13 protein-coding genes and 1 pseudogene are annotated in these 13,105 nt (G+C 45.0%); 1 reads left to right on the top strand and 13 read right to left on the bottom strand.

The window, feature by feature from the left end; all coding sequences use genetic code 11:
- Nucleotides 1–262 precede the first annotated feature (262 nt).
- Nucleotides 263–742 (top strand): annotated as a pseudogene (locus HMPREF2606_RS00715) (hypothetical protein); the annotation flags it as partial.
- Between the two features lie 71 nt (nt 743–813).
- Here HMPREF2606_RS00715 and HMPREF2606_RS11180 read toward each other — a convergent pair.
- The 13 genes from HMPREF2606_RS11180 to HMPREF2606_RS00780 all read right to left on the bottom strand — a co-directional run bounded on the left by HMPREF2606_RS11180 (nt 814) and on the right by HMPREF2606_RS00780 (nt 13,055).
- Complete coding sequence (locus HMPREF2606_RS11180; protein ID WP_283122324.1) at nt 814–954, bottom strand: hypothetical protein; 141 nt, start codon at nt 952–954, stop codon at nt 814–816.
- 3 nt (nt 955–957) lie between these two features.
- Nucleotides 958–1,590 carry a recombinase family protein gene (locus HMPREF2606_RS00725; RefSeq protein WP_070843141.1) on the bottom strand — a complete coding sequence of 211 codons (633 nt, stop codon included), beginning with the start codon at nt 1,588–1,590 and terminating at the stop codon, nt 958–960.
- A 9-nt stretch (nt 1,591–1,599) separates the two neighbouring features.
- Nucleotides 1,600–2,274, bottom strand: a complete 675-nt coding sequence (locus HMPREF2606_RS00730; RefSeq protein WP_070843142.1) for a Fic family protein — start codon at nt 2,272–2,274, stop codon at nt 1,600–1,602.
- Nucleotides 2,275–2,703: 429 nt separating this feature from the next.
- A complete protein-coding gene (locus HMPREF2606_RS00735; RefSeq protein ID WP_070843143.1) occupies nt 2,704–3,102 on the bottom strand; it encodes a type II toxin-antitoxin system HicB family antitoxin in 399 nt (132 codons plus the stop codon).
- A 135-nt stretch (nt 3,103–3,237) separates the two neighbouring features.
- Nucleotides 3,238–3,420 carry a type II toxin-antitoxin system HicA family toxin gene (locus tag HMPREF2606_RS00740; protein ID WP_070843144.1) on the bottom strand — a complete coding sequence of 61 codons (183 nt, stop codon included), beginning with the start codon at nt 3,418–3,420 and terminating at the stop codon, nt 3,238–3,240.
- A gap of 216 nt (nt 3,421–3,636) precedes the next feature.
- Nucleotides 3,637–4,701, bottom strand: coding sequence for a relaxase/mobilization nuclease domain-containing protein (locus HMPREF2606_RS00745; RefSeq protein ID WP_070843145.1), 1,065 nt, complete (start codon nt 4,699–4,701; stop codon nt 3,637–3,639).
- 10 nt (nt 4,702–4,711) lie between these two features.
- Nucleotides 4,712–5,257: a plasmid mobilization protein gene (mobC, locus tag HMPREF2606_RS00750; RefSeq protein ID WP_225905455.1), complete on the bottom strand. Its 546-nt coding sequence runs from the start codon at nt 5,255–5,257 to the stop codon at nt 4,712–4,714.
- A gap of 72 nt (nt 5,258–5,329) precedes the next feature.
- Nucleotides 5,330–6,562, bottom strand: a complete 1,233-nt coding sequence (locus HMPREF2606_RS00755) for an ArdC family protein (RefSeq protein WP_070843146.1) — start codon at nt 6,560–6,562, stop codon at nt 5,330–5,332.
- A gap of 56 nt (nt 6,563–6,618) precedes the next feature.
- Entirely contained in the window at nt 6,619–6,825 is a 207-nt protein-coding gene (locus tag HMPREF2606_RS00760; protein WP_070843147.1) for a hypothetical protein, read from the bottom strand.
- 9 nt (nt 6,826–6,834) lie between these two features.
- The gene (locus tag HMPREF2606_RS00765) at nt 6,835–9,405 is read right to left on the bottom strand and encodes an LPD7 domain-containing protein (protein WP_070843148.1); all 2,571 of its coding nucleotides are present in this window, start codon (nt 9,403–9,405) and stop codon (nt 6,835–6,837) included.
- 61 nt (nt 9,406–9,466) lie between these two features.
- Nucleotides 9,467–11,479: a type IV secretory system conjugative DNA transfer family protein gene (locus HMPREF2606_RS00770; RefSeq protein WP_070843149.1), complete on the bottom strand. Its 2,013-nt coding sequence runs from the start codon at nt 11,477–11,479 to the stop codon at nt 9,467–9,469.
- A 70-nt stretch (nt 11,480–11,549) separates the two neighbouring features.
- On the bottom strand, nt 11,550–11,918 hold the full coding sequence (gene ssb, locus HMPREF2606_RS00775; RefSeq protein ID WP_049323733.1) for a single-stranded DNA-binding protein: 369 nt from the start codon (nt 11,916–11,918) through the stop codon (nt 11,550–11,552).
- A gap of 9 nt (nt 11,919–11,927) precedes the next feature.
- Nucleotides 11,928–13,055: an ATPase, T2SS/T4P/T4SS family gene (locus tag HMPREF2606_RS00780; RefSeq protein WP_070843150.1), complete on the bottom strand. Its 1,128-nt coding sequence runs from the start codon at nt 13,053–13,055 to the stop codon at nt 11,928–11,930.
- Nucleotides 13,056–13,105: the final 50 nt, after the last annotated feature.

Consider the following 13,105-nt stretch of genomic DNA (forward strand, 5'->3'; position numbering starts at 1 on the left):
GCAGCAAGAGTAGCAACTGTATTTTTAACCCCGTCGGGCAAAAATACCAAAAACGGTAAATCACTAAAAATACTTTTATACCGCCGCAGCAGCAAGCTGTAGCCTGCATGAAACCTAAAATCCATGCGTAAGGTGTGTGCTCCAGCACGCACGCGTTCCATGATTTACGGCTCAATGCCGTCTGAAAAGCTCACAATTTTTCAGACGGCATTTGTTATACAAGTAAATATTCAGATTCCCTATATACTGCCCAGACGCGTGCGTGCTGAAGACACCCCCTACGCTTGCTGCAGAACTTTCGGGTAAAACCGGTGTGAGCATTAGCACACCGTATGCCAATGAGAACAGCCGCATCCTGCTCAGCACCACGGATATCAGTTCGGAAAACGGCAAAATCAAACTGCAATCCTACGGCGACCAGTTCTATTACGCCGGACAGGGCGAACTCTACACCTTCGACAAACGCAGCTATAAAACCGGTAAATGGTACAACCGCAAACACGTTACCGAAATCAAAGAGCATAAAAACGCCAAAGCCGACCCGGTGGGTCTTGGTGCGTCCCAAGGTATCGAAATCAAATCCGGCAGCAATATTGGTGCCCATGCCACCTTGTTTGATGCACCCCGCGGCTCCGTTAAAATCGAAGCCGGACGCGGGCTGGTTCTCTATGCCGTGGAAGACATCAACTATGACAAACTCGACAGCCGCAAAAAGCGCAAGTTTATCGGCATTACCTACGACGCAGCATATTTTTCGTACATCGTTTTGCATTCATCTGCAACTGCCCAAAAGTCAATGTCTTCAGGATAGAACTAATACAGGAAACTGCATAATTCCGTCATGCGTTTTTGGTCGTCTGTTGGGACTCCCGAATAGGGCGTTTTGAGTGAAATCAATGCCCACACGCTGGCGACCCGTTCGATCAAAGCGTCTTTTTCCACTAATGTAGCCATTGCTTATTCCTTTTCTGATTCTGAAGTTTGAGATATTTTGTGTTTACGCATCACCAGTTTTACTAGCGAGATGCTGCATCCAGCAAGTTTTGCAGTTTCCTGTAAGGTGTGGCTCGGGCGCAGAGCAATAATGCGTCCGTGTATTTCCGTATCCGCCTGTCTGCCTTTGTAATGCCCTTTTTTCTTAGCTTCAGCTATGCCTGCCATCTGCCGCCGCCTGTACTGTTCATAGTCGTCCCACGCCGTCTGCATGGTAATTTTAAGCAGGATGGCCTGTACGCCATCCAAAACGATTTTGGCAATTTCGGAATCGGTTTGGATTTGGCTTAGGTCGATAATGCCGGGAATGGAGAGAAATGCTCCTTTTTCACGGATACGGTTTACCAGCTTTTCTGCTTCAGCCAAGGGCAGACGAGTGATTCGGTCAATATGCTCGGCGATGATCACGTCGCCTTCCTGCAAATCAGCAATCAATTTGTTCAATACAGGTCGGTCGGCACGAACGCCCGAAGCTTTTTCCTTATAAACCCCCGCAATGTAGTAACCTTCTGCTTTGGCTTGTTCAATTAGGGCGTTTTGCCGCTCGAGATTTTGTTCTTTGGTACTGACACGTTGGTAAATTCTCACTGCTTTCATAGTCGGGCCTCAGTAGTCGATACCGAAAATACAGTTTTGATACAGGAAGGCGGTCACATCGGAATCATCGCCGGAGCGGTAGAAAGCTGAAAGTTTTTCGTTGAACTCAGACATTTGCAGTTCGGAAATTTCCAAAATACCGCAGCCTTTTTCTATTAACAGCGCGTTGGCAAACAACGTGGCCGTTCTTTTATTGCCATCCCAAAAGATTTGCTGTCGCATAAAGGCCAACATAGATCGGATGGCAGTTTCGGTGGTCGAACGGCTTCGGTTCGCAATTTGACCAAACAGATTCTGTACTTCAACTTCTGATATGGCGGGCGGTGTATGGCGCGATCCGTCAACTAGGGTAACGCCGACTGTGCCGGTGCGAAAATCTCCGGGAGCCAATGAATCTTCTTGGGCAACGATACTGTTGATTTTCTTTAGCAGTGGAATATCAATGGGGAGGCCGTCTGAAATATGGCGTATCACATATTGATATGCGCGTTTCAGGTTTAGGATGGTTTGAATATCTCCCAAAGAAGCAGAGGCAACATTTTGACCGTTGATAATCTGTTCGGTCTGCAACAAAGTTGTCTGACAGTTTTCAAAGCGACTTAGATTGTGGATTTGGGCAACCAATACCTTTTTTGCTAAAAAGATATTCTCTTTCAGGCTGAGGTTATATTTATCTGAAAACACTGTTGCTCCTTATACGGACAAAGGTGGTTAATTTGGGTATGCTCTAATTATCTATGAAATAAATGCTTTTGAGTTTGGCTATTTTAAAATAATTAGGACTTAAATTGTCCATAACCAAATTATCTATTCTATTTGTCTAGTAGGCAAACTGATTTACACAGCCTGACAAAATATAAAAACAAAAGCCTGGCTGCCGTACAGACATCTGCACGGCAGCCAGGCTTTTGTTTTACTAGTTTAACTAATAGGTTCGTTAGTATAGATATAACTTATGTAAAATGCTTATATTAAAGAACCTATGCTAAATAAAGTATCAGCAAGTCTCAAATTTCTCAAACTTGCTTTATTTGAAAAATTTACAACAATGTCTTTGGACTATTAAAGGGGTTTTAATAACTCTTTTCTAAAAAAAGAAAACCCTAATATCATTTATCTGTTTAATATCATCTGAACTGCTTTAGCCAGAAAACCTGAACGTGTCTCATGATGAGCCTCAACATATGCATCAACTTGTTGAAGTAAATATTCAGGCCAACTTACATTGAAACGAACTTGTTTCAGACTAAGTTTGTTCAAGTCAATATCAACCAAGGCCCATAAAGCATCTGTATAGTCTTCGGAAATGCGCAAATCTTCAATTTTACTGGGATTTAAGGATTCAAAGTTACCATCTTCTAATAGCCCTTCAATATGAAATTGCAATGCCTCTTGAGTATTGATTAATGCTTCTTCAAAAGTATTACCATATGAGAAGCATCCGGGTACGTCAGGTACGGATACACCAAATACTGACCCCTCATCTTTATGGATAGCTACTGGGATAAACATAACTGAAGCCTTTAAAATAAGTTTTATACAATGTAATTTAGTTAGAATGATTCCGGATACGTGAGATTATCCGGTAAGTTAAAGTAGTAAAGAATAAAATTATAGATTGCAGCGGAAAATATCCGCTGCAATCTGCTACTTCAATCCCGCTTGCTTAAAGATACTACTAACAGTCTTTATTGGCAGATCCTTTTCAGGATGAGGAACAGTAACCCTGCCGGATTTTGCGGGATGCTTATATTGCCTATGGCTTCCTCGCTGCCGAACAAAATACCATCCATGGGATAGAAGCAACTCAATGACTTTATCACTCGTCATATTTTGTTCCTTCTCTACTTTATCTAGAATGAATTAAATGAGAAACGTACTGACGTTTCATCGTGTGTAATAATACACAAACAATAAAACGCATGTCAAGTTTTTTGTGTACAAATACACACTACAATCCCGAGATAATGCTATCATTATCTAAACACAAAAAGCCTGGCGGCCGTACAGATGTCTGTACGACCGCCGGGCTTTTGCATTGCTTGTTTAACGAGTAGGTTCGTTATCTTGTTCTATACCTGTTTGTTTGGAGATATGCGGTTCTTGCTGTACTTGAGGGCTGACCTTTTGATCGTATTCCCGTTGTGCTTTAGTGCTTAGAGGTTGCCCAATCATATCCTTAGCCAATCTACTGATAAGCCTGGCTTCATTTTTGTGTCCCATCTTATACAGTTCTTTGGCTATAAGCCCGTATTCAGCCAATATGTAACCGCGTGTCTGCATGACCTTCTGAATGTAGGGATGTGTCGGACGTTCCAGGTTTTTGATTGCTTGGTTTAATTCTTCCAGCCGTTGCTTTTCGATGCGGGGTGTTGCACCACGTTCTTTCATGGCTCGCACTATGCCATTTTCAGCTTTGAGGATTTTTCCCCGGTGTTGCCGTTTAGTAGCCGCACACTCTACACCATCCTCCCGGAGTTTTTCAGCAAAACGGACGCGCCATTCAAAAAGATCATTTTTACGCGGATTAAGCCGTTGCCCGTAGGTATCTCTCATCAATACACACAAATGTACATGGGGATGCTCGGGTTCGCCTTCTTTTTCGGATTCGTGATGTAAAGCGAAGAGATATTGATGGTCGGCAAACTGTTCGGCGGCAAAATTTCGGGCAGCATTCAATACTGCCTGTGGAGGTGTTCCGGCAGGCATGGATAGGACGATATTGAGGGCTTCCCGGTGTTTGCCTCTTTCGGGGATATTGAGTTTCTGCCAATCTTCTAGTTGCGATTTGACGGCTTTTTTACCGTTTAATTTTTCACCGGAGTGATTTTCGACAGTAATTTTACCGTTGCGTGAAATGTAGTCCAAATGGTTGCGTATGCCCTGCATACCATTGGAGTTTCGACTTAGCCTTTTAGGGATTTTAACCATGACTTCGGGGTGTTTTTTAGCCGCCGCCGTCAGGTTGGCCAATCCGCTACCTGATTTGAGGGGTACTCTGGATTTTGCCCGGTGATTGGATTTTGAGATGGGGATGCTGGAATCTTTTGCACGGATGGAGCGAGTTTTGAAACCCAAAAACCAATCGTCTATTTTACGGTACAGGGACATAGCTTTACTCCTATTCGGACAGGCGTTTGCGGTTGGTTCGTAATACGTCACTTACCCTTTGGGTATGTTGCCTGATGAATTGTGATAGGGCATTTATCTGTTCGGATGTAAGCGAAACACCTTCGCCCATATTGAGCTGTCGGGCAATTTGGTTCAGATTACGGCCGATACTGACAAGCTGATAATTAGATTGATGCAAGATTTCGACTTCGGTCGTTGAGAGCATGGGATGTTTACGAACATGTGATTGGACTATATCGCGCACAATATCGTTGACACTGCATTTATGCTGTTCAGCGGCTGCTTCAAGGTAAGCCCGGTCTTTTTCCGGCAGGCGGACGGTAATACGTTTACTGCCTTTCGGTGGAGGAAGACTGACCAGGGCAGGTTCTTCCGGTACCTCCAACCTGGCTTTCAATAGTTTTTTGGCCAACAAGGAAACACTTGCTTTACCGTATTCTTTTTCAGCCAACTTACGCAATGCTTCCAGTTCGGATTCGTCTAATCCAAAGACACGGAGGACTTGACGTTTGTCATTGTCGGTAGTTTTATTCACTCATCCATCCTTTATAAAAAGAAAAACCCGACAGGTACAAACCTGTCGGGTTTTCAAATGTTCTTTATGCAGCTATCTCCCATAAAACATTTCTTGTTGTGCGGGGGATTGTTCAAGTTCGTTTTTGACGCTCATATGCTCATACTGACTTTGGTAAAAATTAAAACGTACTTGCGCCTGTGTATGCTCCGGTAAGCCTTTAATTAACTTTTCCATGCCTTCTTCTAAGTGGCGATATTTTTTCTGACCATTGGCACTAATTTCCGAAAATCTGTCTTCGTAACGTTCTTTTGCCGCCTGTACGCGTTCTTCCAAAGTCTGATTGCCTGGTTCTACAAATTTCTCATTTTCAGACGGCCTTGTTGTATTTGTAGCCTGGTCAATGGATTGATTCTGCTCCCGATCTATTTCTATCTGCTTTTCAAAAGAAAAAATAAATTCTTTGATTTTTGCCGCATCTTGAGAGGCTTTCAGAATTTCCATAGGTTCTTCCGTCAATACCTTTACCCAATCGCCAACATATCCGGCGTGTCTGTCTGGATTATGCGGAAGACCCAGCTCACGACTCATCATCGAAGAAATTTCGGCACGAAGTTCTTCCCGGGCATAAGATGAATCACCAAAGCGACCGCCCATATCTCGATTAAGCCGGTCGGCATGCCCTGTCCAATGCCCAAGTTCATGAAGAGCAACAGCGTAATATTCTCCCTGCCCAAAAAAACGTTCTTTAGGGGGCAGTACTATAAAATCCCGGGTTCGGTTGTAATACGCATCATTGCCTCGATGATGGATAACCGCGCCCGAAGCCTTGAGAAGTTTTTCTGCACGTTCGTGGTCAATCCATACAGGCGGTGCCTTTTCCCATGCCGGTAAACCATCTATCTGTTCGGCATTAAAAACGGTAAAACTTTTGAAATAAGGGTTCTCCAACTGGATTCTTTCTTTAACGGGTTCTCCATTTTCGTCTCGAATAATTTTTCCTTTTTCATCTTTTTGGATCTTCTCGGTATGGGTAATCAGCCTTACTAACCCAGTTCCACGCTCCCCTTTTCGGACTTGTGCGTTCACACTCTGAGCCTGTTTGTAAGTCATCCAGCGCGGATCACTGTAACCTTGAATCATTAAATTTAGACGGTTCATACCGCTATATTCAGTACCTGATACGGGGTTGAAAGGAAAATCTCTACCCATATCAGGCTGCCAGGGCAATTGAAATGGAGCTGTACCCTGCTTAAGTCGCTCGATCAGTTCTTTGGCGATTTTTTCTGCATATTCTTCTTGATGGCTTTTTTTGCGCTCAGTCATTTTTTATCTCCTCCAAACAGAAAAAAAGCCCTGCCATTTCCGGCAGGGCTTACTGTTTATTTCCAACTACTTAAATCTAAAAGCTGTTTGGCCTCCGGCGGTGAATCCGGGTTATCCAAATAAGCTTTCATGGCTTCATAAGACTGGCAGGCGGTCAGATAATCCTCCTGTTCTTCATGACTTAGATTGAAAAACACCTCTTGCTCTTCAGAAGTGAGTAGGTTATTCCAATCTTCCTGCAAAATATCGGCATACTCTTCCATCTTTCCTCCTTATCTTGTAATTTCCGGATCCTGCCCTCTTTCAGGACTGTATTGCTCCCGGTCTTTTGCCATCTGCTGCTCTTGTGTCGGACTTGGAATCTGAATTGGATCGGGCAATTCCAGCTTCGTTCCGTGCATATTTTTGGCGGTATGCTCGTAGTAGTTTCGCAGGGCTTTTGTGCGTACATCACCTTCCAGCCCGCGTATTGAATCCATCACACCGCGTTCATACATTGCCAGTTTCTTTTGATTGGGCTTACTCAACTTTTGTGCTTTCTGCATATAATGATCTTTCGCCGCAACAAAGCCTGTATTCAACGCAGCCGCCTTCATATCATCAGTCTGATGCACGACTTCGGCGGGAACTTCTTCCCGACCAATGGAATGAACCGGTACGTCAATATCGGTATCAGCTCGAGGAGAAGCATTGATTGTTCTGTCGGAAGGCAGTGTGCTTTGCGCTTTCAGTCGATCAGCGGCAGACAGCATGGCAGCATCGGGCTGGGTATGAATACGCTCTTCACGTTCAACCTCGGGTTTAAGCTGTTCCTGCTCCTGTGTAGGCTTCCCCGTTTCGCTTTGAGAGTTACCCTGTTCTGTTTGTTTATGAGACTCTTGTCTTGGCTGTTCCTTCTCTACTTCCGGTTGTCGTCTTTCCTGCTCACGCACCATCTCCGGTGTAATGCCGTTTTGCGCGTAACGTTCCCGCAACGCTTCCACTCGCTGCAAATCAGTGGCAGTCGGATTGTAGCCACTGGTACGGATACCCTGGGCGGCGGCTTCAATAAACATTGCCTGACGGAAATCTTTACTGCCCGACAACTTGATGCTGTCCCAACCTTTGGCTTTGACAACTTCCAACATATCCTTGACTGTTTGCGGATCAGAAAGGGCTGTTTTTAACTGCTTGCCTTGATCTTCAAACAGCACTGTTTTGTGGTCTGAAACGGAATAGAATTTGCCGCCTACGCTGTGGTAACGCGTTTTGATGTTGTCAGGGATACGATATTGCAGGTCTAAAACGACCTTGCGGGCGTTTGGTTCAGTTTCAGACGGCCTATCGAACTTTGGGGCGGTAAATTCCGATTCGGAGCGGGTAGAAGTCTGTCCTTTTTTGTTCTTTTCCTGAATAAACTCATCTTTTAGGGGTGCTTCCCATCCTTGCTCCGTTTTATAAAACGTTACGCGTTGTCCATCATGTGTTATACCTTCATAGAATTTAAGCGTACCTTCTTTATCCAAGTCTTGTTGAATTTCTTCGGGTGTTTTGCGTAGATATATGATGTCGGTTGTTGCATCATGCAACTCGTAGTGTTTAAAGTCAGACTCACGGTAAACCGGTTTATTTACTGTTTGGCTACGGCCCTCATATTCAATACTATTCGTTGTATTAGAAGAGGTCATCTGAATGCTGTCTTTATTTTCGTGACTCATGGGATTCTCCAAGTTTTCAGATTCGGGTCGGCTATCGTTGGCTTTCACTATCCTTTCGTGCCATTCTGCCAATTCGTCAATGATTGCCTGATCTTGACTGTTGTCAGGGTTTAAGACGAGATTGACACCTTCTGCGAAGGACTGGCGAACGGCCTCAAGTCCCGCCAGTTGATGCAGGTCGTTGAAGTCGCTCGGCAAAGGGGGACGGCCTTTTTCATCGACCCCTTTGCCTTTCTGATACTGTTGTATCAGCGTCATAGAAAATTCAGGTTGGATTGCCGTGGCACGATCGCCCAACAATGCGGCTGCCTGTCGTGCTTTTTTGATACCGGTTTGCGAAGCGTCGTTATCAACAGCAATCACGACGGAGACGTTTTGAGGCAGTTTTTGTGCTAAGCGTTCGGCAACGGCAACCATGTTGCCTGCATCAAAAGCAATGATTACGGGCTTGCCAGTGGCTTCGTAGATACTTGCCGCCGTAGCATATCCTTCTGCCATGACGACACCGAGTTTTTCTACATCCTCAGCCTTACCGATAAAGGCATATGCTCCCTGAACCTGACCTCCTGCCAAGAAGCGTTTGCCACCATCTTGGTTGATGGATTGCAGATTGACGATTTCATTTCCGTACAGGACGGGGATAATCAGATTGTCGTTGTCCTTATATTCGTTTTGACGCAGACCGGCGATGGCATCCGGGTTGGTAATTCCTTTGGCAGCAAGATAGGGATGGATCAAAGAGGCAGGTCGGCTGCTTTGCCATATCTTTTGTGCTGTGATTTTGACCTTTTGTTGTGTTTGTTGCCGTTCGCGTTCGGCAGCCAAACGTTTTGCTTCGGATTCTGCCTTACGACGTTCAAGCTCTTCCGCACTCGGCGGCGTATAAGGCTTGGTAGGCTGCCATCCGTTCTGCCGCGCCAACTTCCATACGGTTTCAATGTGCCACATTCCTGGCTTCAAGCTTTTCCAGGTCGATTTAGCATCACGAGCAGAATAACTATCGGCACGTTGAGACCATTCATCCCAAAGGTCGTATCCGTTCTCACCCAGTTCATCTTTAACGGCTGCGCCAACCTGCCACCAAGTATCTCGGTCTTGTGAGTCGATATAACTCAAAGCACTGCGAATGTCATCAATGTCGCTCATATCTTCAATTCCTTATAGACTGAAAAAAATAAAGCGGCCTGCATTTTGCAGACCGCTTTTCTTATGCTCCGGCTTGGACGTTATCACCAATGAACTGCTTGATAAATGGCAGTGAGTCTTCACCCCAATTTTCCAAAAGCACAGGCATCAGTTCATTGATATATTCCGGCGGGCTATCCGGCGGAATAATCGAGGATAGGATTGCACCGGCGATTTCTTCTGAGTTTGAAGCATCCTTCCAATGGAAACTATCCATCTCATCGGGGGAAACGAATGCTGCTTTAGATACAGTGATGGGTGATCTAACATCGGTATGAATATCTAAAACCGGGATCTCCGGCAATGCCCAATTTGCCCGTTTAGCGAATACGGGGTCGGTGTAGTATACGATTTTCTTGGCATAGATCGGACGGCTGTTACCCAAGCTGATGATACAGTCGCTTTTCGGCATCATCTTCAACTCGTCCGGATTCATCACTGCTCGGCGTTGATCACTGGTACTTGTGCTTCGACTTCCCCCTTTCCCTACTGACCGTGATGTAGATTTGGCTTTGTAAGTCTCGTAACCGATAAGTTTACTGTATTCATCAGCATCGCTTTGTTCTCGCGGTGGATAGACAATTTGACAGCCAAAGTTGGTGAAAAATGTGCGTGTTGCATCACGTCCATATAGATCAGTTACCTGAGATGGAGTTTGTATAATCAGCAGAAGACGCAGACCGTAACCGGCGATATACGAGACACCGTGCTGAATGGCTGGAATTACACCCAAGGCGGTAAATTCGTCCATTAATAGGCAACATTGGTATTTCAGCGCATCGGAATTGTTGGACGGCAAACCCTGCTCGACGTTTACTGTAATCAGTTGGCTGAAAAAAAGGTTCGTCAGTCGTGAAAATACGGCTGTTTCAGTCGGAACGATACCGATATAAACCGTCATCCTTTTTTTGCGTACTTCATCCAAGTAAAAATCGTCGCCACTTGTTGCCGCTTCGACTACCGGGTCAATGAAAATGCCCAAAGGCGCAATCAGTGTTGCCAAAATGTCTGCGCCCGTTTTGGCGTTACCGTTGGCAAAGCCCATCAGTAGGCTGCGGCAGTTTTGGCTCAACTGTGTATGAGGCTGTTGTTCGCGCAATGTCATTTCATCTTTAATCCATTCTGCCAACGTTCTACCATCCGATGGTGTCGTCAAACGGAACAGGTTGGCCAACGTGGTTTTGTTTTCAGGTAAAGATAAGTCGCGCTCCGATTCCGTCTCAACCATGTAGAGCAACAGACCGGCAAACAGATTTTGTGCAGATTCCTGGAAAAAGGTCGCACTGCCGTTATCTTTAGACGGCTTTGGGTACATGATGGAAGCGATGTTTTTCACATCTTTGTAGGTATAGACGGGATTTCTGCGAATATAGGTACAAGGATTCCAACGGTGTGAAACCAAAGGCGCGTTCGGATTGCGTTCGTGTTCAGGCATTCTACCAGCCGGATTAAACAAAAATACTTCCTGTCCATGAGAAGACCGATAGCCACCTGAAATCAGGAAGTTTTCCAGTTTCGGATCAAATACGACCATGCTGTCCCGGTAGTGAAGACAGTTTGGAATCACAATACCTACGCCTTTTCCTGACCGGGTAGGTGCGGCTAAATATAAAAATTCGTTACCTGACCAACGCAAATAATCGTTACCATATTTCCCAATCAGTAAATCCGGTTCCTCATCACCAGTAAATTTCTTTTTCAAAAGACCATGCTTTGTGATTTCCATACGATTGGCAAAGCGCGCCGATCCATGCAGTTCACGTTTTGGTTTCATCAGCATTGCTGCACAAATTATCACGGCAACTACAATTGGAATCAGAAGAGCAATAAAGACTGATACTTCAAAGGCCGTCTGAGCGCCAGGTCTCAACCGGTCGTAGTATTTCCAATAGTGGTACAACATGCTAACGGATGGCTCACTTTTTAAATTCAACCATGCCGTCATTACGATACTACCTAGGTACATGCCACCAGCAAAACTTATTGGCACAAAAATGCCCAGCATGGCTAACAGCCCAATTAACTTATTTTTCATTCTCTAATGCCCCATAAAAAAATATAGCCCGCTTAAAGCGGGCATACGATTACAGCTTGAACTCAAAAACTTACAGATATTCCAAACCGGACACAGTTTCGTTTTGGTTTTTTGTATGAATAATCTGTATTTCTCCAGCCATAATCTCATACACAGTCTTCTCAACACCGTGATGTTCGTAACGGCGTGATTGCAACTTACCTGCAACCCACAAACAATCACCTTTCTTCATGTATCGACAAACTGTTTCTGCCTGTTTGCCGTACAACACAACATTAAACCATTCGATTCGTTCACGTTGCTCGTTACTGGCTTTATCACGCCATTTTTCTGTATAGGCGAGTGAAATACTGCTTACAGGCGTTTGATTGGGCAGATAACGCAATTCCGGGTCTTTTCCCAAATTACCCATTACTTCAATACGGTTTAGGTATGGCATATTTCTTCCTTAAACTCGGCCACGCATGGCATAAAATTTTTCAACCGGGTCAAAATACAGTTCGGTCATATGAGTCTTTTCAAAATAGGCAACAACATCAATACTGGATTTAACCGAGTTGAGGATATAGTCGTAATCCATTGTCCGGCCGGTTGCCGATTCTTTCGCCAGTTGGGCGATTCGGTAATGGACGCTCCGTGCATCATTGGCATGGACGGACATTAGGCCGCCCGGATGGCCTGTATTTAAGAGCGAGATATAATCCCAAGCCTCGTCGCCACGCAGCTCAGTCAGGAAAACCCGGTCGGGTTTTAAACGCATACAGGCGGCAATCAACATTTTTGCCGTGATATGGCCTTTGTAAAAGAGATGGGCATGATTTAGGTGCATGGGCAAGTCAAGCTCATGCGTGTCTTCCAGCGTAATAATACGGGTTTCTGCCGGTACCAAATCGGACAGGGCTTTAGTGAACGTCGTCTTACCGGAGCCGGTACCTCCGACCATACAGATATTGAGTTTGTGTTTAATGGCCAAAGCAAAAAAGGCATTCATATTACGGTTTGCCTTGTGATCCAACATCTCATATTGCCAAGGTGCAAGTTGTACGTCATGTGGTAACTTCATCTTGTCAGAAATATCCCGAAAATATTTGTTGTCTATTTCCATTTCGCCAAGATTAAGGTCGGCTGAAGCTCCAAAGGTAGATACATCTTGAAAACGGGAAACACGATCCGTCTGTATGTAATCATCCAATGTAAAACGTGTCTGCGACGGTTTGCGGAAAGCATAGACGATAGTTTTGTCTTCACAGGACGGCGGTATCATGATGTGGCCACGTTCACCGTCAGGCAGAGTAACGGAGTGGATAGGTTGCTCCATACTGATGTGTTTGCTGTTATAGGTACATAACGCGGTAGCAAGCTGAGTCAAAATCGGCAGTGTCAGCCGGTCGTTTTCAATCCGCTCAAAACCGGCCGAGGTTTCCAAAAAAACTTCGCGTTCCCGGTTAATCAGTACTTCGGTTACGCCTTCTCGGTTGAGATAATCGTCCAAACCTGTTTTGGCCATCAAGTTGCGGACAACCGCATCTGAATGGATAGATGCCTGCCCGTGAAAAGTTGTCGGGTTTTGTGTCATTTGGAATTAGGCTTTCATAAAAAAACCTGCCCCCGGAGGGGCAGGCCGTC

Origin of the sequence: Neisseria sp. HMSC070H10, from assembly GCF_001837635.1 — a bacterium.
Lineage (GTDB): Bacteria > Pseudomonadota > Gammaproteobacteria > Burkholderiales > Neisseriaceae > Neisseria > Neisseria subflava_A.